At 67.8% G+C, this 22,117-nt stretch carries 21 protein-coding genes and 1 pseudogene; 8 read left to right on the forward strand and 14 right to left on the reverse strand.

Features of this window, described 5'->3' with window-relative positions; genetic code table 11:
- From MHA02_RS19900 to MHA02_RS19925, 6 genes and pseudogenes are all read left to right on the forward strand, one after another.
- On the forward strand, positions 1-717 hold the full coding sequence (locus MHA02_RS19900) for a (5-formylfuran-3-yl)methyl phosphate synthase (protein WP_147081997.1): 717 nt from the start codon (positions 1-3) through the stop codon (positions 715-717).
- Between the two features lie 2 nt (positions 718-719).
- Positions 720-1,289: pseudogene (locus MHA02_RS19905) on the forward strand (amino acid kinase family protein); the annotation flags it as partial.
- Between the two features lie 161 nt (positions 1,290-1,450).
- Complete coding sequence (locus tag MHA02_RS19910; protein ID WP_147082001.1) at positions 1,451-3,019, forward strand: DUF6513 domain-containing protein; 1,569 nt, start codon at positions 1,451-1,453, stop codon at positions 3,017-3,019.
- Between the two features lie 6 nt (positions 3,020-3,025).
- On the forward strand, positions 3,026-3,622 hold the full coding sequence (locus MHA02_RS19915; protein ID WP_147082003.1) for a DUF447 domain-containing protein: 597 nt from the start codon (positions 3,026-3,028) through the stop codon (positions 3,620-3,622).
- A gap of 24 nt (positions 3,623-3,646) precedes the next feature.
- Entirely contained in the window at positions 3,647-4,177 is a 531-nt protein-coding gene (locus tag MHA02_RS19920; protein WP_147082004.1) for an SRPBCC family protein, read from the forward strand.
- Positions 4,178-4,518: 341 nt separating this feature from the next.
- Complete coding sequence (locus tag MHA02_RS19925; RefSeq protein ID WP_147082005.1) at positions 4,519-5,466, forward strand: YncE family protein; 948 nt, start codon at positions 4,519-4,521, stop codon at positions 5,464-5,466.
- A gap of 49 nt (positions 5,467-5,515) precedes the next feature.
- Here the strand turns inward: MHA02_RS19925 and MHA02_RS19930 are convergent, their stop codons facing one another.
- Together MHA02_RS19930 and MHA02_RS19935 are read right to left on the reverse strand one after the other, a co-directional pair.
- Positions 5,516-5,932 carry a thioredoxin family protein gene (locus tag MHA02_RS19930; RefSeq protein WP_147082006.1) on the reverse strand — a complete coding sequence of 139 codons (417 nt, stop codon included), beginning with the start codon at positions 5,930-5,932 and terminating at the stop codon, positions 5,516-5,518.
- A gap of 112 nt (positions 5,933-6,044) precedes the next feature.
- A complete protein-coding gene (locus MHA02_RS19935; RefSeq protein ID WP_147082008.1) occupies positions 6,045-6,923 on the reverse strand; it encodes a cell envelope integrity EipB family protein in 879 nt (292 codons plus the stop codon).
- Between the two features lie 691 nt (positions 6,924-7,614).
- Between MHA02_RS19935 and MHA02_RS19940 the strand changes: the two genes are divergently transcribed.
- A complete protein-coding gene (locus MHA02_RS19940; protein ID WP_147082010.1) occupies positions 7,615-8,157 on the forward strand; it encodes a GcrA family cell cycle regulator in 543 nt (180 codons plus the stop codon).
- 147 nt (positions 8,158-8,304) lie between these two features.
- On the opposite strand, the gene phoB is transcribed toward MHA02_RS19940, so the two are convergent.
- From phoB to pstS, 6 genes are all read right to left on the reverse strand, one after another.
- Positions 8,305-9,003, reverse strand: coding sequence for a phosphate regulon transcriptional regulator PhoB (phoB, locus tag MHA02_RS19945; RefSeq protein WP_147082012.1), 699 nt, complete (start codon positions 9,001-9,003; stop codon positions 8,305-8,307).
- Positions 9,004-9,036: 33 nt separating this feature from the next.
- Positions 9,037-9,750, reverse strand: a complete 714-nt coding sequence (phoU, locus tag MHA02_RS19950; protein WP_147082014.1) for a phosphate signaling complex protein PhoU — start codon at positions 9,748-9,750, stop codon at positions 9,037-9,039.
- Between the two features lie 44 nt (positions 9,751-9,794).
- The gene (pstB, locus tag MHA02_RS19955; RefSeq protein ID WP_147082016.1) at positions 9,795-10,610 is read right to left on the reverse strand and encodes a phosphate ABC transporter ATP-binding protein PstB; all 816 of its coding nucleotides are present in this window, start codon (positions 10,608-10,610) and stop codon (positions 9,795-9,797) included.
- Positions 10,611-10,650: 40 nt separating this feature from the next.
- The gene (gene pstA, locus MHA02_RS19960; protein WP_147082018.1) at positions 10,651-11,556 is read right to left on the reverse strand and encodes a phosphate ABC transporter permease PstA; all 906 of its coding nucleotides are present in this window, start codon (positions 11,554-11,556) and stop codon (positions 10,651-10,653) included.
- A 19-nt stretch (positions 11,557-11,575) separates the two neighbouring features.
- The gene (gene pstC / locus MHA02_RS19965) at positions 11,576-12,550 is read right to left on the reverse strand and encodes a phosphate ABC transporter permease subunit PstC (RefSeq protein WP_147082020.1); all 975 of its coding nucleotides are present in this window, start codon (positions 12,548-12,550) and stop codon (positions 11,576-11,578) included.
- A gap of 201 nt (positions 12,551-12,751) precedes the next feature.
- Positions 12,752-13,792, reverse strand: a complete 1,041-nt coding sequence (gene pstS / locus MHA02_RS19970; protein WP_147082022.1) for a phosphate ABC transporter substrate-binding protein PstS — start codon at positions 13,790-13,792, stop codon at positions 12,752-12,754.
- Between the two features lie 330 nt (positions 13,793-14,122).
- Here pstS and MHA02_RS19975 point away from each other — a divergent pair, with 330 nt between their 5' ends.
- On the forward strand, positions 14,123-14,386 hold the full coding sequence (locus MHA02_RS19975) for a hypothetical protein (protein WP_147082060.1): 264 nt from the start codon (positions 14,123-14,125) through the stop codon (positions 14,384-14,386).
- 56 nt (positions 14,387-14,442) lie between these two features.
- On the opposite strand, the gene MHA02_RS19980 is transcribed toward MHA02_RS19975, so the two are convergent.
- The 6 genes from MHA02_RS19980 to ftsA all read right to left on the reverse strand — a co-directional run bounded on the left by MHA02_RS19980 (position 14,443) and on the right by ftsA (position 22,108).
- Positions 14,443-14,649, reverse strand: coding sequence for a hypothetical protein (locus tag MHA02_RS19980; protein ID WP_147082024.1), 207 nt, complete (start codon positions 14,647-14,649; stop codon positions 14,443-14,445).
- A gap of 127 nt (positions 14,650-14,776) precedes the next feature.
- Entirely contained in the window at positions 14,777-16,450 is a 1,674-nt protein-coding gene (gene recN, locus MHA02_RS19985) for a DNA repair protein RecN (protein WP_147082026.1), read from the reverse strand.
- A gap of 190 nt (positions 16,451-16,640) precedes the next feature.
- Positions 16,641-17,525: an outer membrane protein assembly factor BamD gene (locus tag MHA02_RS19990; protein ID WP_147082028.1), complete on the reverse strand. Its 885-nt coding sequence runs from the start codon at positions 17,523-17,525 to the stop codon at positions 16,641-16,643.
- 196 nt (positions 17,526-17,721) lie between these two features.
- The gene (gene lpxC / locus MHA02_RS19995) at positions 17,722-18,669 is read right to left on the reverse strand and encodes a UDP-3-O-acyl-N-acetylglucosamine deacetylase (protein WP_147082030.1); all 948 of its coding nucleotides are present in this window, start codon (positions 18,667-18,669) and stop codon (positions 17,722-17,724) included.
- Positions 18,670-18,986: 317 nt separating this feature from the next.
- Entirely contained in the window at positions 18,987-20,684 is a 1,698-nt protein-coding gene (gene ftsZ / locus MHA02_RS20000) for a cell division protein FtsZ (protein ID WP_147082032.1), read from the reverse strand.
- A 101-nt stretch (positions 20,685-20,785) separates the two neighbouring features.
- Positions 20,786-22,108: a cell division protein FtsA gene (gene ftsA / locus MHA02_RS20005; RefSeq protein WP_147082034.1), complete on the reverse strand. Its 1,323-nt coding sequence runs from the start codon at positions 22,106-22,108 to the stop codon at positions 20,786-20,788.
- Positions 22,109-22,117: the final 9 nt, after the last annotated feature.

The raw sequence follows: 22,117 nt of genomic DNA on the forward strand, positions 1-22,117 counted from the left end.
ATGCGTCCCGATCTCGAACCCAAGCCGATCCGCCCCCGTCTCCTCGTCAGCGTCCGCGACGCGGACGAAGCCGCCCTCGCCTGTGCCTCGGGCGCCGATCTGGTGGATGCCAAGGATCCCGAGAACGGGGCGCTCGGTGCTCTGCCCGTCGAGATCGTGCGAGGCATCGTCGCCCGTGTCGGCGCGCGGGTGGCCACGAGCGCCGTCGCGGGCGAGCCCGACGAGGAGGCTTCCCTGGCGGGATGTGTCGCTGCCATGGCTGACACGGGCGTCGACTACGTGAAGGTCGCCGTGTGGCCGGGGCAGAGCGACGCGGCTCTGCAGGCGGCTGCCGAGGCCGCGAGCGGGCGGTTGATCGGCGTGTTGTTCGCGGAAGACGGTCTCGCGCTCGATGCGCTGGCACGGCTGTCTGCGGCCGGGTTTCGCGGCGCGATGATCGACACGCGGGGCAAGACCGGACGCCGCCTCGGCGATTGGCTCGCCTCCGACCATCTCGCCGCCTTCGTCGCGACGTGCCGAACGCACGGTCTGCTATCGGGACTGGCCGGATCGCTCAGCGTGGACGACGTATCGACGCTTGCTGCGCACGAACCGGGCTATCTCGGCTTTCGGGGCGGCCTGTGCCGCGATGGCGACCGGCGCAACGCGCTCGATCCGGTGCGTGTGAGCGCCGCGGTCGAAGCTTTCCGCGCCCTCGGTCGGCGCGACGCGGCGTGACGATGAGTGCCTCGAGCCGCGTTAACGTCGTGAAGATCGGCGGCAGCCTGTTCGCCGATGCGGCGCGCCTCCGCTCCGCGCTGGCGGCGCTCGCCGATGGCGCGGAAGGGCCGATCGTGATCGTCCCCGGTGGCGGTCCCTTCGCCGATGCCGTTCGCACTGCGCAAACTGCGCTCGGCTACTCGGACGCACTCGCCCACCGTCTCGCCCTCGACGCCATGGGCTGCATGGCCGAAGTGTTTTCTGAGATGGAGCCGCGGCTCGCCATCCTCCGTAGCGTCGAGGCCGCGGCGGAATCGAAGGGTGTCTGCCTGTGGGACCCCGTGGCGTTGCGCTCGGGCCATCCCGACATTCCCGAAACCTGGGATGTCTCCTCCGACAGTCTCGCGCTCTGGCTTGCCACGGCGCTCCGCGCGACACGCTGTACCCTGCTGAAGTCGGCACCCTGCCCCGTCGGCGCGACGCCGGACGAACTCGTTCGGCTCGGGTTGGTGGACCGGGCATTTCCGGACTTTGCGCGCGCCTTCGCCGGCGAGATCGTGCTGCGCGGTCCGGACCGCAACGCCGACCGTCCCCCTCGTCCTGAGGTGCCGGAGCGAAGTGGAGGCCTCGAAGGAAGGCTCCAGACATCGTGGCAGCATCTCGATCCGCCCTTCGAGGCTCGGCTTCGCCTCTCACCTCAGAACGAGGATGCGGGTGAGGCGCCCTGCGTACCGTCTCAGGACGCTGCGGCATGAGCGGCGGCTCCGAACCAAAAACCTCCGAGCATCTCGTCTTCATCACCGGCAAGCTCGCCCATGCCCGGCTCGAAAAGGTCGCGAACACCTTTCCGCCCGAGCGCTTCACGTGGTCGATCGCCGATGCCGGCGTGAAGGTCGCCGCGCTGATGACCGAGGAGATCATCAAGCGCCGCATTACGATCCCTGCGGGCGCGACGCGCATTGTGCTGCCCGGGCGCTGCCGCGCGAACCCGGAGGTGCTGGCCGAACATTTCGGGCTGCCGGTCGAGCGGGGGCCGGACGAGATCGTCGACCTGCCGGCGTTTCTCGGGCTCGCCGGCCGGAAGGTCGATCTATCCCGGCACGACCTGCGCATCTTTTCCGAGATCGTCGATGCCTCGAAGATGAGCGTCGACCAGATCGTGGCGAAGGGCCTCGATCTCGCTCGCCGCGGCTCGGACGTGATCGATCTCGGCGGCCTGCCCGATACGCCGTTCCTGCATCTCGAAGATGCCGTGCGCGCGATGAAGGCGGCCGGGCTCCGGGTCAGCGTCGACTCGTTCTCCCTCGACGAGCTCACGCGCGGCGCGAAGGCGGGCGCGGACTACCTGCTGAGCCTCAACGAAGAGACCCTCGACCTCGCCTTCGAGATCGACGCCGTGCCGGTCCTCGTGCCGATGCGGCCCGACGACATGCCCTCCCTCGATCGGGCGATCGAGCGCATGGAGAAGGCTGGCCTGCCCTACATGGCCGACCCGATCCTGGAGCCGATCCATTTCGGCTTCGTCGAGTCGATCGCGCGCTACAACGACGTCAGGAAGCGCTGGCCGGACATCGAGATGATGATGGGCACCGGCAACCTCACCGAGCTGACGGAGGCCGACAGCCTCGGCGTCACCGCGCTCCTCGCGGGAATGTGTTCGGAGCTGTCCATCCGCAACGTGCTGATCGTGCAGGTCTCGAACCACACACGCCGCACGGTCGAGGAGCACGATGCGGCGCGGCGGGTGATGTACGCCGCCAAGGCGGATTCGGCGCTGCCCAAGGGCTACAGTCGGGAGCTATTGGCACTTCACGACAAGCGGCCCTTCGTGCAGACGCCGGACGAGATCGCCGCTCTGGCGGCCGAGGTGCGCGATCCCAACTATCGCATCGCGGTCGCGGAGGACGGCATCCACGTCTACAACCGCGCGATCCACAAGGTCGGCACCGACGCGATGGCCTTCTTTTCGGATCTGGACGTCGCGAGCGACGGCGCCCACGCCTTCTATCTCGGCGGCGAACTGACCAAGGCCGAGATGGCCCTGCGGCTCGGCAAGCGCTACGTCCAGGACGAGCCGCTCGACTGGGGCAGCGCGGCCGACCGTACCCAAGAGGACACCACGGCCTTCAAGAAGGCCGGGCACACCAGACACAGCGGCCCCGACGCGCCGCCACCCGGCACGCGCGACGCGCGGCCTGAGGCCGATGCCGTGCAGCCGGAGGCCGTGGGAGGCCGCGGATCGAACACGGAGAGCGACGCGTTGAGCACACCGAAATCCGGCCGCATCGTCTGCGGCAAGCTCGTGCCGGACGAGAGCTGAGTTCGCGTGCCGTTCATCCTCGAGACCATCGTCACCACGCTGTCGCCGGAGGGCGAACTGCACCTCGTGCCGTTCGGGCTGATCCGCGACGGCGAGGATTACGTGCTGGCCCCGTTTCGGCCCTCGCCGACGATCCTGAACCTCGAAGCCTCGCCGTATTTCGTCGCTTCGTCGCCGACCGATGTGCGCATCATCGCGGGCGTGGTCACGGGACGGCGCGACTGGCCGGTGGTCGATTGCGATACGATCCGCGGCAGGCGGCTGGCCTCGTGCTTCGGGCATGCCGAGTTCGAGGTGATCGCCAAGGATGACGACGCCCAGCGTCCTCGCTATCGCGGCCGAATGGTGCATGCGGCGAGCCACAAGCCCTTCCTCGGCTACAACCGCGCGCAGGCGGCCGTGCTCGAGGCCGCCATCCTCTCGACCCGGCTGAAGATGCTGGAGCCGGAAAAAATCCTGACGGAGATGGCCTACCACGCCATCGCGATATCCAAGACCGCCGGGCCCGCGGAGCGCGAGGCCTGGGACTGGATCGAGGACAAGGTCGCCGCAGCCCTCGGGCGCACCGACCGCGTTCTCGAAAAACCCGACGCCGCCTCCTGACGCGGCGTGATTGGAGGACACACGATGCGATTTTTGACACTAGCCACGGTGGCGGCCCTCGCCACGGTGTCGTTCTCGGCGCAGGCCCACGGGCCGAGTCGCCAGAAGGTTTCCGAGTCGATCGAGATCAACGCCCCGGCCGACAAGGTCTGGAAGATCGTCGGCAACTTCCAGGACGGCAGCTGGATCCCGGTGGTCGAGAAGACCGAGGGTAAGGGCGGCAACGAGGTCAAGGCGACCCGTACGCTGACCCTGAAGGGCGGCGCCACGGTCGTGGAAGAACTCGCCAAGTACGACGACGCCAAGAAGACCTTCATGTACCGGATCGACAAGGTCGACGTGAAGGTGCTGCCGGTGAACGACTATTCCTCGACGGTCGAGGTCGAGGATGCCGGCGGCAAGACCAAGCTCACCTGGAAGGGCGCGTTCTACCGCGGCTACATGAACAACGATCCGCCGCCGGACCTGAACGACGAAGCCTCCAAGAAGGCCGTGAGCGACCTCTACAAGGCCAGCCTCGCCAACGTGAAAGAGAAGGCCGAGAAGGGCTCGTAGCTAGCGCTTCGTCCCTCCCCCTGCGGGGAGGGATCGAAAGCGGGGGTGGGCGCGCCGGACTCCGAGCGAGGCCGGCGGAGTCACTCCCACCTCCCACTCCTCCCACAAGGTGGAGCAGGCCTTTTGGGGGTGCCACCGGCTCCCTGATTGCCTCGGCCTGCCCACCCCCTCATCCTGAGGTGCGCGGCATCGCCGAGCCTCGAAGGAAAGCTCCTGAGATTGCAGTGGCCGCTGCAGCCCTCTGTCGAGGCTTCCATTGCGCTCCGGCACCTCAGGACGAGGGTTGGGGGTGAGATGGTGGTGATCGGACGTCCAACCGGATCGACGCGACAGGACCCCGCATGAGCTTCCGCACCGGTTTGCCCCTGCTCCTCGCCTCCCTATTGCTCGCAGTGCCCGCCACAGCCCAAGAAGCCTACGTCACCGCCCAACTCGCGGGCGAAGTCGCGGTCGTCGATCTCGGGCAGGCCAAGGTTATCGCCCACATCCCCCTCGACGGCGCCCCGGCCGGTATTGCGTTCTCGCCGGACCGCAAGAGCGCCTACGTCACGCGTCCCGAAGGCCAGTCGGTCGCAGTCATCGATCTCGACGCGCGGAAGGTGACGGCGAGTCTCGCGGTTTCGGGCGGTCCCCTCGGCATCTGCGTGAACCCGAAGACCGGCATGGTCTACATTGCCGACTGGTATGCGAGCCGCGTCGTCGTGCTCGCCCCCTCCCCGGAGGGCCTGAAGCAGACGGGTGAGATCGCTGTTGGAAAGTCACCCTCCGGCCTCGCCGTCACGCCCGATGGCCGAACGCTGCTCGTGGCCAACCGCGAGGCGGATTCGGTCTCCGTCATCGATCTCGCGACGGCCAAGGAGTCGCAGAAGATCGCCGTCGGACAGCACCCGTTCGGCCTGACGCTCTCGGCGGACGGAAGCCGTGCCTATACCGCCAACGTCACTTCGAACGACGTTTCCGTGATCGACGTTGCGGCCCGCCGCGAGATCGGCCGGGTCAGGACCGGTGAGCGGCCCTACGTGGTGGCGCTGGCGGGCGGGCGCGGATTCGTCACCGACCAGTATTCCAATACCGTCACCGCCTTCGGCCTCGACGACCTCAAACCCATCGGCACCATCGATGTCGACGACCACCCCGAGGGCATCGCCGCATCGAAGGACGGCAAGACCCTCTACGTCGCCAATTGGGGCGACAATTCCCTGAGCGTCATCGACGCCGGGACGCTGACGGTGACGCGCAAGATCGCGGTGCCGGACGGGCCGCGGGCGTTCGGGGATTTCTTGCGGTGAGTGCTGTACGCACCGCGTCGGTACCTCGGCGGCGTGGGACGCGCAGCGATCAAATCGCCTTGTCCAAAAGCGTCCTGATGCTCACGGCATCGGTGTCGCCGGTGGAGCGGGCAGCTTCCCGGGCGCCGCGATAGGCGATCAACGTGCTCTGAGCGGAGACGCCGAGTTTCCGCAAGAACGGCTTCTGGCTGTCGAAGTCGATGCTGAAGAAGACAACGTCCCTGTACGCCGGCTCTGCCAGCAGCTTCGACAGGATAGGCTTCTGCGCCCGGCACGTTGGGCACCACGGCGCTGTGACGTCGATGATGATCGGTTTGCCCGAAGCCTTGGCGGCATCGAGCGCCGCCGGCGTGAACGCCATGACTTCGACAGCGCTCGCCACCGTCGGCAGCGCGAGCGCGGATGACGCAGCGAGCGCCAGGGCGAGCATCAGGCCCTGCAAGTGGCTACGACCGTTCGACTTCATGGCAAGGGGCTCTCCGGCTGCACGGCCTCGGCGAAGGCCGACGCGTTCCGCGTGCGGATACGGATGGAGCGGGGCCGGCGTTACAGCGCTCGCGACCTCGTGATCGAGGGAGCTATTTCCCGCATTCGCCCTCGGCCTTCGGATCGGCCTTTGCCATGTCGAAGCGGGTTACGGTGCCGTCGATGGCGAAGTCGCCGTAATCGAGGTGGATCGCGCCGCTGACGCCGTTCTCGTAGAGGTCGAAACTCAAGGTGTAGATCGGCGTGCGCTCGCCCTCGCCCTGCGTGAAGTAGCTCAGCGTTACCGGCCAGCGTCGCATCTTGGCCATCTCACCCTCGCGCAGCGGCTTGTCGCGGTCGTTTCCGGCGATGGCGGCCGGCGTGGCGGCGGCGCGGCCGATGACGGCGAGCGTGTCGTATACCTTGCGGCCGTCGTCGGAGCCGTCGAACACCTTCACGGCCACCGTGGTCTCGCCCTTGCGGGCGGCCTCGATCAGCCGGAGCATGTGGTGGCTCGGAAACAGCGTCAGGCCGTCGACCTTGTACTGGTCGCGCTTGGGCTCCTTCAGCTTCACCTTGAGCGCGTCCGCCGAGGCCTCGGCGGTGCCGTCGATCGGTGGCGTCGGCGTTCCGTTCATCACGGCGCCGGTCTTGAAGCGCAGGCTCTTGCCGTCGCCGGTCTCGAAGGTGGTGTTGCGCAGATCCGAGGTGCGGTCGCCGGATTCGCCGGAGGCGAGCACCGTCACCTGCCGGGTCTGGATCGTGTAGCCCCTGCAGGCATCGCCCGCGAAATCGATGACGATGCGGCCGGTGGCGCTCTCGACGGCGCGCGTGCCCTCGCTCTTGGCGAGGGAGAGATCATAGACAGCGCGGTGGTTGGCGAGCCGGATCGGGGCTTCATCCGGCGTCGCCGGCGCGCCCTGGGTCGGTGCTGCCATGACGGGCATGGTCGAGGCCACGAGCAAGCAGGCGGTCGCGAGGCTGGGGCGCATGACGTCTCCCGAAAGGGTCCGGATCGATTTCCGTGATCTCCGATTCACGAAAACCGCTCCATCTTCCCATATGGTCGCATTCTCTTCACGCGAACCGGAAACCACTTCGCTCGAAAATGCTCAAGGTACTCGACGACCAGACAAACAGCCGATCGTGGAAATTCGACGGCCTCGGCCTGCGCGCATCGCGGAGGTCGGACAGCAGCTTCACATAGGCGGTCGGGGCCGCCCGGCAAACCTGCGTCGCGCGCACCACCTGACACTATCCGATGGTGAACGTCGCCGCTGACGACGACCGATCTGCAACAGACCTGAAAAATTCATCCTCGAGAACCGCGCAGAAACGGACTATTCGGCTCTTTCGAACGGCTCGAGATCTGCATTGTTTCATATGTGAATTGACCCTAAGGCGCGCTTGACGCCTGAGAGCGCAGGCCGAGGCTTATTCTCCTGGCGGGTTCCGCATCCGCCCCTCCGGTTTGGTGGTGGAAACCATCGCGCACCGCGACGCGACCCTTGCACCGGGAACGAGCCGTCCTGTAGGTTCCGGTTGTTCGCAGGGAGGGGCTCGGCGGACATCCTCGACAGGTCGCCGGAACGCGCGTGGCGGGCTTGTTTTGCGTATCGCCGTCCAACCACCACAGCGCAGAGCACCGGGCCATCGATGAGCGCGACTGAATCGGAGGGGGCCATGGTGGAAGCTGTCCCGAGCTGGACGGACGATCGGGTCGAGTCGCTGCGCCGCCTCTGGGAAGAGGGCCTGAGCGCCAGCCAGATCGCGGCCCAGCTCGGCGGGGTCACCCGCAACGCCGTCATCGGCAAAGTCCACCGGCTCGGTCTCGCCGGCCGGGTGAAGCCGAACGGCGCTGCCGGGCAGGTCACCGGGCGCAAGAAGTCCGAGCAGGAGGATGAGGCCGCCATCGCCCTGGCCGAGGAGCAGACCCTGCCGGAGCCGCCGGCCGTGATCTCGCACCGGCCCGCCCCGAATTTCCCGCTGGTGCCGCCACCCGCGGCGCCGGAGCCGAACGGCCTCGCCGTCTCGCAGCGCGTCACGATCATGGATCTGCGGGAGTCGATGTGCCGCTGGCCGCTCGGCGATCCGACCTCGCCCGACTTCCGCTTCTGCGGCGGCCGCGCGATCACCGGCCTGCCCTACTGCACGGCACACGCCCAGATCGCCTACCAGCCCGCCGCCGAGCGCAAGCGCGATAGGCGGGTTGCCGGGGTTCGCTGATTTTTGTTGGTGGTCCGGCGCTACCGCGCCGGGTTCCGCTCCATTCCGTCAGTGCGAGCGTCAGCGAAGCAATCCAGGGCCACCTCGCATCGTTCGGGAAGCGGCCCTGGATTGCTTCGCTGACGCTCGCACTGACGGTGATGCGGCTCAGGCGTCCGTAAACATCTCGTCGAACGAATAGCCCGAACCGCGCACGGTGCGGATCGGGTCGTTCTGCTTCGGGCGGTTGATGGCCTTGCGGAGGCGTCCGACATGAACGTCGACGGTGCGCTCGTCGATGTAGACGTCGTGGCCCCAGACGCCGTCGAGCAGCTGTTCTCGCGAAAAGACGCGGCCGGGGCTACGCATCAGGAATTCGAGCAGCTTGAACTCCGTCGGCCCGAGATGGATCTCGCGTCCCGAACGGCGGATGCGGTGACTGACACGGTCGAGCTCGATGTCGCCGGCATTGAGCGTGCCGGCGACATGGGTCGGTTTCGTCCGGCGCAAGAGGGCGCGCACGCGGGCGAGCAGTTCCGGCACCGAGAAAGGCTTGACGATGTAGTCGTCGGCGCCGGTGGCGAGGCCGCGGACCCGGTCGCCCTCTTCACCGCGGGCCGTGAGCATGATGACCGGCAGCCGCTCGGTCTCGCGGCGGGCGCGGATGCGCCGGCACAGCTCGATCCCCGACAGGCCGGGCACCATCCAGTCGAGCAGGATGAGATCGGGAAGCTGCTCGCGCAGCAGCAGGTCGGCCTCGTCGCCCCGGGTGGCGCAGACGACCTCGAAGCCCTCGGCTTCGAGGTTGTAGCGCAGAAGGGTCGTGAGGGACTCTTCGTCCTCGACGATCAGGATACGCGCGTTCATGGATCGCCCGGCGGGCTCAATTCGCTCCAAACCTTAGACGCTCGGCTCGACCGTCGCATAGTTCGACGCGTCGTTCTTCGGGCGTTCTCCCGCCAGCGTTTCGCCGGTGACGAGGTAGTGGATCGTCTCGGCGATGTTGGTGGTGTGGTCGCCGATGCGCTCGACGTTCTTGGCGCAGAACAGCAGGTGCGTGCAGAACGAGATGTTGCGCGGGTCCTCCATCATGTAGGTCAGGAGCTCGCGGAAAAGAGAGTTGTAAAGCGCGTCGATGGCGCCGTCGCGCTCCCAGACGTCGTGGGCCGCGTCGAGGTTGCGGCTCGAATAGGCGTCGAGCACGTCCTTCAGCTGCTCCTGCACGAGATCGCTCATGTGCTCCACACCGAGCACGATCTTCTGCGGCTGGGTCTGGTCGGCAATCGCGACGACGCGCTTGGCGATGTTCTTGGCGAGATCGCCGATCCGCTCGAGGTCGCCCGAGACGCGGATGCCGGAGATGGTCTCGCGCAAGTCGATGGCGAGGGGCTGGCGGCGCGCGATCAGCAGCACCGAGCGCTCCTCGATCTCGCGCTGGAGCAGATCGAGGCGCTTGTCGGCGGCGATGACGGCCTGGGCGAGCGTGGTGTCGCGGCGGACCAAAGCCACCGTGGCATCGGTCATCATCTTCTCGGCGACGCCGCCCATCTCGGCGATCTGGCGGCGCAGGTCTTCGAGATCCTGATCGTAGGACGAGACGATGTGGTCGGGCATGTCGAAGGCTCCGGCGTGGGCCAGTACGATAGGTGTCGGGGGGCTCAGCCGAAGCGGCCGGTGATGTAGTCCTGAGTCTGCCGCTTGTCCGGGTTCATGAAGATCTTCGTCGTCGGCGCGAACTCGATGAGTTCGCCGAGATACATGAAGGCCGTGAACTGCGAGATGCGCGCGGCCTGCTGCATGTTGTGCGTGACGATGACGATCGTGAACTCGGTGCGCAGCTGCTCGATCAGCTCCTCGATGCGGCCGGTGGAGATCGGGTCGAGGGCCGAGGTCGGCTCGTCGAACAGGATCACTTCCGGGCGCTGCGCCACCGAGCGGGCGATGCAGAGACGCTGCTGCTGGCCGCCGGAGAGCCCGGTGCCCGACTGCTTCATCTTGTCCTTGACCTCGTCCCAGAGCGCGGCCTTGCGCAGCGCATCCTCGACGCGGCCGTCGAGCTCGGACTTCGGCAGGCGCTCGTAGAGGCGCAGGCCGAAGGCGACGTTGTCGTAGATCGACATCGGGAAGGGCGTGGGCTTCTGGAAGACCATGCCGACGCGGGCGCGCAGCTCGTTGAGGTCGACCTTGGGGTCGAGCACGTTCTGCCCGTCGAGCAGGATCTGCCCTTCGGCGCGCTGCTCCGGATAGAGCGAGTAGATCCTGTTGAAGGTGCGCAGCAGCGTCGACTTCCCGCAGCCCGACGGGCCGATCAACGCCGTGACCTGACGGTCGTGGAAGTTGAGGTTGACGTTCTTCAGGCCGTGGAACTGGCCATAGTAGAAGTTCAGATCCTTGACGGCGATGCGGACCGGCGCGGATTCGTTGGCCGGGTTGCGGCCGGCGAGCTGGCCGCTCATCGAGGTTGTCGGGCTCATCGGGTCAGAGTCCTTGGTGGGTTGGCGGAGCGGGGTGCGATCAGCGCGCCCGCTGGTCCTTGACGACGAGGCGCGCGACGATCGACAGCGCCAGGATGGTGACGGTGATGAGCAGGGCGCCGGCCCAGGCGAGGCTCTGCCAGTTCTGGTAGGGCGAGAGCGCGAACTGATAGATCATCACCGGCAGGTTCGGGATGCCGCCGAGCAGGTTGGCGTTGAACCAGCTGTTGTTGTTGAGCGCTGTGAAGAGCAGCGGCGCGGTCTCGCCGGCGATGCGGGCCAGCGCCAGGAGGATGCCGGTGACGATGCCGGCCGAGGCCGCCCGCCAGGTCACGCTCTTGATGACGTGCGAGGGCGGCGCGCCGAGCGCCACGCCGGCCTCGCGCATCTGGCTCGGCACCAGCCGCAGCATGTCCTCGGTGGTGCGCACGATGACGGGGGTGGCGATGATGGCCAGCGCCACGCCGCCGGCCCAGCCCGAATAGGTCCCCATCGGCCGCACCATCAGGGTGTAGACGAACAGGCCGATCAGGATCGAGGGCGCCGAGAGCAGGATGTCGTTGAGGAAGCGGATCAGGTCGGCGAGCTTGGAGTTGCGGCCGTACTCGGCGAGGTAGGTTCCGGCCATCACGCCGACCGGCGTCGCGATGACGATGCCGATGACCGTCAGCACGAGGCTGCCGAGGATGGCGTTGGCGATTCCGCCGCCTTCCGAACCCGGGCCTGGGGTCGGCTGGGTGAAGATCATGGGCGAGAAGCCCTTGATGCCCTCGACGATGAGCATCAGCAGGATCGAGCCCAGAACGACGATCCCGATGAGCGTCGCCAGCGTGCTCGCCGTGATCAGGATCTTGTCGGCGATACGCCGCCCTGGGCGGACGCGGTTGGCGCGCGGCGGGAAGGAGCCGGCCGGAGCCGTGGCGAGGATGGGATTGCGGGCGTCCATGGGTCGAGGCTCCCGGCGCTCAGGCGAGCTTCGCGCGGCGCGTCAGCAGCCGGGCGATGATCAGGACGATGAAGGTGATGACGAAGAGCAGGCAGCCGAGCGCCATCAGGGCGTTGAGCTGCATGCCGTCGGCCTCGTTGAACTCGTTGGCGATGCGCGAGGCGATGGTCGAGCCGGGATCGAAGATCGAGGCCGACAGCCGGTTCGCGTTGCCGATGACGAAGGTCACGGCCATGGTTTCGCCCAGCGCGCGGCCGAGGCCGAGCATGATCGCGCCGATGATCGACACCGAGGCCTGCGGCACCAGCACGTGGCGCACGACCTCCCAGGTGGTGCAGCCGATGCCGTAGGCGCTCTCGCGGAGCACGGTGGGGATCTGGTCGAGCATGTCGCGGGTGATCGAGGCCACGAAGGGCACGATCATGATCGCGAGGATGATGCCGGCGGTGAGGATGCCGACGCCGGAGGGCACCCGGGCGTAGAGCAGAGAGCCGACGATCGGCAGGCCCTCGAAGACGTTCGAGACCGGGGTCTGCACGAACCGCGCGAACAGCGGCGCGAAGATGAACAGTCCCCACATGCCGTAGATGATGCTCGGCACCGAGGCGAGCAGCTCGATGGTCATCGAGACGGGCTTGCGGGCCCAGCCGGGGCAGAGCTGAGTCAGGTAGATTGCGATGCCGAGCGAGATCGGCACCCCGATCAGCAGGGCTAGGAACGCGGAGGCGAGCGTGCCGATGACGGCGACGAGGGCGCCGTATTGCTCGGTGCCGATGTTCCAGGCGCTCGAGGTGACGAAGCCGAAGCCGAACTCGCGAAACGCCGGCCAGCCGCCATAGACGATCGAGCCGAGGATGCCGGCGAGCACCAGCAGCACGAGCAGCGCGGAGCCGAGGGACGCGGCCCGGAAGGCCCGGTCCAGGCCCTTGCTGGGGCCTTTGCGGACCGGGCGTGCCTCTCGGGCCAAGACGATGGATTGGGTCAACGCGGTCATCCGCTGGAGCTCTTCGGTGCGGGGGCGTTTAGCGCGGGTTGAGCGGGCTGTCCCCTCTCCCCTCCGCGGGAGAGGGTGGCCCCTGCGTTAGCAGGGGTCGGGAGAGGGGAGCGCGTTATCCGGAGAGTGCGGAGCCGCCCCTCTCCCGCCTCGCATCCGCGAGGCACCCTCCCCCGCAGAGCGGGGGAGGGTTGAACCATCTCACATGCCCGAGACGGGCTTTCCGTCCTTGCCCTTGATGCCCTTCCACTCGTCGTGGATCAGCGCGACGACGTTGTCCGGCAGCGGCACGTAGTCGAGGTCGATGGCGAGCTTGTCGCCGTTCTTGTAGGCCCAGTCGAAGAACTTGAGCACGTCGGCGGCCTTGGCCGGGTCGGCGGGCTCCTTGTAGACCAGGATGAAGGTCGCGGCCGTGATCGGCCAAGCCTCGTCGCCGGCCTGGTTGGTCAGCGAGATGCCGAAGCCGGGCTGGGCCTTCCAGTCGGCGCTGGCGGCGGCGGCCTGGAACGCCTTGTCGTCGGGGAGCGGGAACTTGCCGGCCTTGTTCTCGATGAGGGCGTAGGCGAGCTTGTTCTGCTTGGCATAGGCCGACTCGACGTAGCCGATGGCGTTCGGGACCTGCTTGACGGTGGCGGTCACGCCCTCGTTGCCCTTGCCGCCCTGTCCCGCGGGCCAGGAGATCGTCGTCGCGGCACCGAATTCCTTCTTCCAGCCCTCGGAGACCGCCGAGAGGTAGGTCGTGAAGATGTTGGTCGTGCCGGAGGCATCCGAGCGGTAGACCGGGGTGATGGTCGCGTCCGGGAGCTTGAGGCCGTCGTTGAGCTTGGCGATCTTCGGATCGGACCACTTGGAGATCCGGCCGGCATAGATGTCGGCGATGATGTCGCCGGTCAGCTTGAGCTTGCCCGGTTCGAGGCCCGCGATGTTCACCACGGTGACCACGCCGCCCATGACGGTCGGGAACTGGACGAGCCCGTCCTTCTCGAGCTGCGCGCCCTTGAGCGGCGCGTCGGTAGCGCCGAAATCGACGGTCTTGGCCTGGATCTGCTTGATGCCGCCGCCGGAGCCGATCGACTGGTAGTTCAAGCCGGTGCCGGTGTCCTTGCGGTAGGCTTCGGCCCACTTCGAATAGACCGGGAAGGGGAAGGTGGCGCCGGCGCCGGTGATGTCGCCGGCAAGCGCCGAGGAGGCGAGCTGAACGGTCGCGAGACCGATGGCCAGCGCGAAGGTGAAGGGTTTCACGTGCATCTCCGTGTCTGTCGGGCGAACGGCCTCGGCGCGGTCGCCGGGCTGTCGCGGGCATGTGCCCTGCCCTTTCGGCAGTGCGGCATTAGCCTCTCGACGCAGCCGGCCATATGACCGCGACATGACACGCCGATGACATCCACCGGCTACGCTCACGGATGCGTGAGGACGAAGTGTAAAAGTCTTGGTGTCGGCCGGTTCGCAGAAAATCCGAACCGCTTTGCCGATCCGTGCGTTCTGGATGCTCAGGCTCGACGCCGCCGGTTGCACCCGGGTGGATTCGGGCGAGTATCGGCGTTCGTGGGACTGGATTTGGAGAAGCTCGACGTGGCGGCAAAACCGCCCTCACCTGTCGACGGCGGAGCGCCGGTCGATCCGCAGGATGCGGCCTTCCTCGCCCTTCACGGCGAACGCGAAGGGCTGGAGCGGGAGCTGACGCTGGTTCAGCAGCAGCAGCGGTTCGGGACGGAAGAGGCAGGGATCGAGCGGGCGCGCCGGCGCGAGGCCTCGCTGCTCCTGGATCTCGACCGCGTGATGACGCTGATCCGGGCCGCCGAGTATCGTCGCCAGCCCGGCGCGCGGCGCTGGTAGAGCTCGGTCATCCCGACGACCGATGCCGTGATTGGTCGACGCGTACGGCTGTCGGATCAGGCGGCCGAGCGGCGCTGGTCGCGTTCCTTGTGACGCAGGCGCAGCAACAGATCGATCTGTGCGTCCGGGATAGGCTGAGCTTCGACCGTGCCTTCGTAGACAGCCCGCAAAGCGGTGCCGAGACGCTCGCGTGTCTCGCCGCTCATGGCGGGATGCATCCGGTCGGAGCCGTGGGCGTCGGTCTGACGTGCAACCTGTGCCATGGACGGAACCCTGATTCTGCACATCGAAGCGGTTAACGACCGCGTGAATTTATCGTCGCGAATCAAACTCGCCCAACGTGGTTAACAAAGGTTTATGGTTAAGGTTATCTTTTTGTCGCGCATTGGATCAGGCATCCGACGACTGTAGCAATCGCGCCGCAGCGGCACGCGCCTCGTCGGTGACTGTGGCGCCAGCAAGCATCCGGGCGATTTCTTCCCGTCGCGCCTCGCTTGCGAGCGACGCGACGCGGGTGGCGACACGGTCGGCGCCGCGCACGGCGTCCTTGGCGATCAGGAAATGCGTGTTCGCACGGGCGGCGACCTGCGGCGCATGCGTGACGGAGACGACCTGCACCCGCTCGGACAGCCGGGCGAGCCGCGCCCCGATGGCATCGGCCACGGCACCGCCGACGCCGGTATCGATCTCGTCGAAGATCAGCGTCGGGGCCGAACCCTTGTCGGCGAGTACCACCTTCAGCGCCAGCATGAAGCGTGAGAGTTCGCCGCCGGAGGCGACCTTCATCATCGGTCCGAGCTTGGTGCCGGGGTTGGTCTGGGCGTGGAACTCGACGCGGTCGATGCCGGCGGCATCGCGCGAGTCCGGATCGATGACGATCTGCGTGATGAAGCGGGCGCGCTCCAGTTTCAGCGGCGGCAACTCGGCCTTCACCGAGGCGTCGAGAGATTTGGCCGCGCGCGCACGCCCCTCGCTGAGCGTCTTCGCTGCCTTGGCGAAGGCTGCCTCGGCTTCGTCGCGGTCACGCTCCAGACCACCCAAGGCCTCCTCGCCGGCATCGATCGCGGCGACATCCGCCTCGTATCGCTCGCGCAGCCGCGCAAGGTCGTCGGCGGCGACGTCGTACTTTCGCGAGGCCGCACGGAGCGTGAACAGGCGCTCTTCGGCACGCTCGAGTTCGCGCGGATCGAATTCGGCTTCCAGGATCGCCGCATCGATGACGGCGCGGGCCTCGTCCAGTGCCGTAAGGGCAGCGTCCAGCGCCGCGACGCAAGGCTCGACCAGGCTCGGCGCCTGGCCCGCACGCCGTTCGAGCTTGCGCACGGCCGAGGAGAGATGCGCCGCGCCCGAGTTCGGGCCGCCGACGGCGTCCAGCGCCTCCTGAAGGTCCCGGGCGATCTTTTCTCCCTGCTGCATTACGGAGCGGCGCTCGGCGAGCATGGCCTCCTCGCCGGTCTGCGGGTCGAGCGTCGCCAGTTCCGCGACGGCGTGGCGCAGGAAGTCGGCTTCCTTGCGCGCGGCGTCGACGCGGGCGCGGTGCTCGGCCAGCTTCTCGCGGGCGGCCCTGACGCGCTTGGCCGCTTGCGCGGTGGCGGCGAGCGGTTTCTGCAGGCCGCCGAAGGCGTCGAGGATGGCGCGGTGACTCGCGGGATCGGCGAGCGCCCGGTCGTCGTGCTGGCCGTGGATTTCGACGAGGGCCGCCCCGATCGATCGCAGCACCTGAACGCCGACGGGCTGGTCGTTGACGAAGGCGCGGGTGCGGCCGTCCGCGAACTGCGTGCGGCGCAGGATCAGGTCGCCCTCGGTGTCGATCTCGGCGTCACGGGCGATCGCGCGGGCGGGATGGTCGAGGGGGGCGTCGAAAACCGCGGTGACGCCGCCCTGCGGCTGGCCGTGGCGCACGAGGCCGCCGTCGCCACGCCCGCCGAGCGCCAGTGCGAAGGCGTCGAGCAGGATCGACTTGCCCGCGCCGGTTTCCCCCGTCAGGACGCTCAGCCCTTCGGAAAAGTTCAGCGCGAGCTTATCGATGAGAACGATGTCACGGATCGCGAGCTGGACGAGCATGCCGCGCGGCGGACCCCGGTTGTGAAACGCCGTCGCTGTCTAGAGCGCGCTCCGCCGAAGGGGAACCCGGTTCGGCGCAAGAGAGCGCGACAAGGCGTAATAGCGGAACCAACGCAGAACTCACGCCCAAAATGAGAAAGGGCGGAAGCGTCGCCGCTCCCGCCCTTCCCGATGATGTGCTGCGCCGCGCCTATTCGGCGGCGGCGGTGCGGCCGATCACGCCGCGATAGATCTTCGAGAGCCACGAGCCCTTTTCCTCGCGCGGCTCCAGGCCACCGGTCTGCAGGAGCGCGAAAGCGTCCTTGTACCAGGGGCTGTCCGGGAAGTTGTGGCCGAGCACGGCGGCGGCGGTCTGGGCCTCCGCGGTGATGCCGAGCGCCATGTAGGCCTCGGTCAGGCGCTCCAGAGCCTCCTCGGCGTGCCGCGTCGTCTGGTACTTGGACACGACGTCGCGGAAGCGATTGATGGCGGCCGGGAAGTTGCGCTTCTCGAGATAGTAGCGGCCGACCTCCATCTCCTTGCCGGCGAGCTGGTCGCGGGTGATCTGGATCTTGGCCTTGGCGTCGGCGGCGTATTCCGAGGTCGGATACTTCTGGACGAGCTCGGTCAGGGCGACGAGGGCCTTCTCCGAGCGGTCCTGGTCACGGGTGACGTCCGGGATCTGCTTGTACTGCGACATCGCCATCAGATACTGCGCGTAAGCCGCATCCTTGGTGGCCGGATGGCGCTGCAGGTAGCGCTTCGAGGCGCTGATCGCGTCGTCGTATTTCTGGCCCTCGTAGTTCGAGTAGGCCGTCATCAGCAGCGCCTTGCGGGACCAATCCGAATAGGCATAGCGCTTGTCGAGGTCGTCGAACTTCTGCGACGCGATCTCGAAGTTGCGGTCCTCGAGATTGGCCAGACCCTCGCTGTAGAGCTTGTCCGCGGGAATGTCCGGCTGAACCTCGGGCTTGTACTTCTCGGAGAACCACTGGCTCGGGTCCAGCGAATCATACCAGGCACAGAAACCCGGAGTTGCGCTGAGCGTCACGATCACGGCCGCAATCGCGGAGCTTTTGGCAAAGGTCAGAGGCATCCCTGTCACGTCCTCTAGCGGGAGCAGCCTCGTCGCGGGCCGAAATCCCTACGCCATCACGTCGCGGGGCAGCGGCTGAATGCCGTCCCTCCCCCTTCACGTCGTTTTAACCGTGGCTGTCGATTCGGGCGCGAAAGCGGCGGCGATGGGGCGGAGACGGTGTCGTCCCCCGTCGCGGCCTGGTGTGTCGCGAGGGTTACAGATCGGCTGCGAAGGCGGCGATGCCGAGGCCGGCGCCGAGTTCCACCAGGGACGACTCGCGGCGGGCGCTCTGGGCCTCGATGATGCGGTAGTTGGCGCGGTCCGAGAACAGGGCCGAGAGGACGCCGACATTCATGCGATGGCCGCCGCAATAGGAGCGGTAGGCGCCCTGGAGCGGCAGGCCGGCGAGAGCGAGGTCGCCGACGGCGTCGAGGATCTTGTGACGGACGAACTCGTCGGCGAAGCGGAGGCCCTCGGGGTTGACCACGGCGGTCTCGCCGACGGCCACGGTGTTCTCGAGGGAGGCGCCGAGCGCGAAGCCGGCTTTCCAGTAGCGCTCGACGTCCTTCATCATGCCGAAGGTGCGGGCGCCGGCGATGTCGCGGCGGTAGCTCGCCGGGGTGAGGTCCATGGCCTTGCGGCTGCGGCCGATCACCGGGCTCTCGAAATCGATCTCGACGTCGAGACGGAAGCCGCGGTCGATCGGGCGGAGTTCGGCGAAGGAGCGGCCGACCTCGATGCGGACGGGGCGGAGAACCTTGATCCAGCGCTTGGGGGCTGCGCAATTCGCGAGGCCGACCGAGTCGATGGCCCGTACGAAGGGCAGCGCGCTTCCGTCGAGGATCGGCATTTCGGGGCCGTCGATCTCGACGAGGCAGTTGTCGATGCCGAGACCGTAGAGCGCCGACATCAGGTGCTCGATGGTGGCGACCGCGCCGCTCTCGACGTCGCCGATCACGGTGCAGAGTTCGGTGGCCGACACGCAGGCGTGGTGGGCCTTGATGAGCCGGTCGTTGCCATTCGGCATACCGGTCCGGAGGAAGCAGATCCCGTCGTTTGCGGGAGCCGGATGGAGCGTGATCTCGACCGGATTGCCCGAATGGACACCGACGCCGCTCAGGGAGATGGACGCCTTCAGCGTCGTTTGTTGGTTCGTCCGCATTCCCTTAGCCCTCGGCCAGGACCCGGCCCACACACCCTCGAACGAGGGTATGCCGCCTGATAAGTCCGTCCGCTGCTTGAAGCCCCTGCGAGCGCTGACCGTCCGAAAACCGTCGCGCCTTTTTCGTTCCGGGGGAATTTATAGCTGCGCTGCAAACGCTGGCCAAATCACGGATTCTTACGTTCTGTTACAGCCACGGTTCCGCCACAAAGTTTCAAAAGCGGAATTCGTTCAAGGTCTTAATACAGAGTTAAGCCCGGGACCTTTCGGTCCCGGGCCTGTGGCACAAAAGCTTCAACGGATAGGGCGATGACCGCTCAGTTGGCCTGCCGACGCAGGAAGGCGGGGATTTCGAGATGGTCGTCGTCCATCAGCCGTGGCTGGGGAGCGACGCGACCCTGTGCGTCGAGGTTGCCCTGGGCCGGGCGATACTGCGGCGGCTGCACCACCGGAGCGCGGGCCGAGGGGGCCTGCGGGACCGGAGCGGCGGGCTGGCGCATCTGCGGCAGCGGGGCGGCCTCGGCCTCCTCGCGGCGTCCGCCGAAGCCGACGGTCGCGAGGCGCCGGAGCAGCGACATCCGCTTCGAATCCGGCTCGGGCTCGGCCTGGACCGGGGCCTGGCTCTGACGGATCTGAGCCTGCGTGTGTGGCGGCAGGTCGGAGATCTGCGGCATGCGCGGAGCGCGGGCGACCTGCGGGCGGGGCGGCACGAACGGGCCGGCTTGGAGCGGGGCCGCCTCGGGAACGGGCGCTTGGGCGTGAGGCTGCTCGTAGGACAGCTGCGTGCGCGGGGGGGCCTGCGTCAGGACGACGTCGTCACGCACGACCGGCGCGGGGGCCGGCTCGGCGGCGACGGGCTGCGGGGCGGGAGCCTGCAGCACCGGAGCGGCGGTCTGGAAGTCGGAGACCGGACGCGGCGTCTGAGCGATCTGCGGGACCGGCTGGGCGGCCCGGATGCGGGCCTCGGCGCGCAGCTTCTCGGCGACTTCGGCGATGCGCTGCTCGGTCTCGGCGACGACCATGTTGTTCGGCGAGTTCGCCGAGATCAGGGCCGGTTCGATGCCGGTGGCGACGACCGACACGCGGATGATGCCCTCCAGGCTCTCGTCGAAGGTGGCGCCGAGGATGATGTTGGCCTCCGAATCGACCTCCTCGCGGATGCGGGTGGCGGCCTCGTCGAGCTCGTACAGCGTCAGGTCGGCGCCGCCGGTGATCGAGATCAGCAGGCCGCGGGCGCCCTTCATCGAGACTTCGTCGAGGAGCGGGTTGGCAATGGCGGCTTCTGCAGCGCGATGCGCGCGGTTCTCGCCGGAGGCTTCGCCCGTGCCCATCATCGCCTTGCCCATGCCGCGCATGATGGCGCGGACGTCGGCGAAGTCGAGGTTGATCAGGCCTTCCTTGACCATCAGGTCGGTGATGCAGGCGACGCCCGAATAGAGCACCTGGTCGGCCATGGCGAAGGCGTCGGCGAAGGTGGTCTTCTCCGTGGCGACCCGGAACAGGTTCTGGTTCGGGATCACGATCAGGGTGTCGACGGCGGCCTGAAGCTCGGCGATGCCGGAATCGGCCGTGCGCATGCGGCGGGTGCCCTCGAACTGGAAGGGCTTCGTCACGACGCCGACGGTGAGGATGCCCATGTCGCGGGCGGCGCGGGCGATGACGGGGGCCGCACCGGTGCCGGTACCGCCGCCCATGCCGGCGGTGATGAAGCACATGTGCGCGCCCGAGAGCTGGTCGCGGATCTCGTCCATGACCTCTTCGGCGGCGGCCGAGCCGACCTCGGGGTGCGAGCCGGCGCCGAGGCCCTGCGTCACGCCGAGACCCATCTGGATGACGCGCTCGGCCTTCGAGGAGGTCAGCGCCTGCGCGTCGGTGTTGGCAACGACGAACTCGCAGCCGAGCAGGCCCGATTCGATCATGTTGTTGACGGCGTTGCCGCCGGCGCCGCCGACACCGAAGACGGTGATGCGGGGCTTGAGTTCGCGGATGTCCGGCGCCTGCAGGGAGATGGCCATGGTGTGATGCCCCTTCAAACTCTTGAGCAGTTGGTTGTGCGCCCTGAAGCGCCCGGTTTTCGTCGCTCGGCCCCCCTCGCGGGGGACCGTGTCAGTCCGTTTCAGAAGCTCTCGCCGATCCACTGCTTGAGCTGGTCGAAATACCCGCCCGTGCCGGTCTGCGCCAAAGCGCGCTGCCGGCGTGGCTCGAAGAACTCGGCATGGGCCACCTGCGGGTAGACCAGCAGCCCGACCGCGGCCGAGAAGCTCGGCCCCTTGGCCGCCTCGGGCAGGCCGCGGATGCCGAGCGGACGCCCGATCCGGACCTGTCCCTGCATGATGCGCCGGGCCGTCTCCGGCAGGCCGACGAGCTGGCTCGCGCCGCCGGTGAGCACCAGACGATTGCCGGCCTGCGCCGCGTAGCCGGCCTTGCGCAGCCGGTCGCGGACGAGTTCGACGATCTCCTCGACCCGCGGCTTGATGATGCGCACGAGATGCGAGCGCGGGACGTGGCTCGGCGTGTCGCCCTCGTCCTCGCCGACCCCGTGGACCGCGATCATGTCGCGGTCGTCCGAGGGCGTGGAGATGGCGGAGCCGTAGAGCGTCTTCAGCCGCTCGGCCGCCGCGACCCGGGTCGAGAGGCCCCGCGCGATGTCCATGGTGACGTGGTGCCCGCCCACCGCGATGGCGTCGGTGTGGACGAGGTGGCCGCCGGAGAAGACGCCGACGCTGGTGGTGCCGCCGCCCATGTCGACGACGGCGCAGCCGATCTCGGCCTCGTCGTCGACGAGGACCGAGAGGCCGGCGGCGTAGGGCGTGGCGATCACCGCCTCGACGCCGAGGTGGCAGTGTTCGACCGCCAGCATCAGGTTGCGGGCCGCGGCGGCCTCGCTGGTGACGACGTGGAGATCGACACCGAGCGAACTGCCGATCATGCCCGACGGATCGATCACGGCACCCTGGCCGTCCAGCGCATAGCCGGTGGGGAGCGCGTGGAGCACGGCGCGGCCGGGAGCGACGCCGTGGGCGCTCGCCGTCTCCAGGACGCGCTCGACGTCGTGGCCGGTCACGGTACCGGAGCGGACGTTCACCCGCGCCTCGAAGCGCTGCGAGGCGAGCCGGCCGCCGGACATGTTCACGATAACCGACTGCACCTCGACCTTGGCCATCCGCTCGGCGGCGTGCACGGCCTGGCGGATCGCGTTCTCGGCGGCTTCGAGGTCGACGATGGCGCCGCCCTTGAGGCCGACCGAGCGCTGGTGGCCGATGCCGATGATGCGGGCGATGTGGGTGCGGCCGCGAAGCGTCGAAAGGCTCTCGATCGGCTGCAGCTCGGCGATGAGGCAGACGACCTTGCTGGTGCCGATGTCGAGCACCGAGAGCGTCGCGCTCCGGCGGGCCGAGAGGGGCTTCATTCGCGGCGTGAGGCCGTGGTGGGATTGCATGGGACGCTT

The organism is Methylobacterium haplocladii, assembly GCF_007992175.1.
Taxonomy (GTDB): domain Bacteria; phylum Pseudomonadota; class Alphaproteobacteria; order Rhizobiales; family Beijerinckiaceae; genus Methylobacterium; species Methylobacterium haplocladii.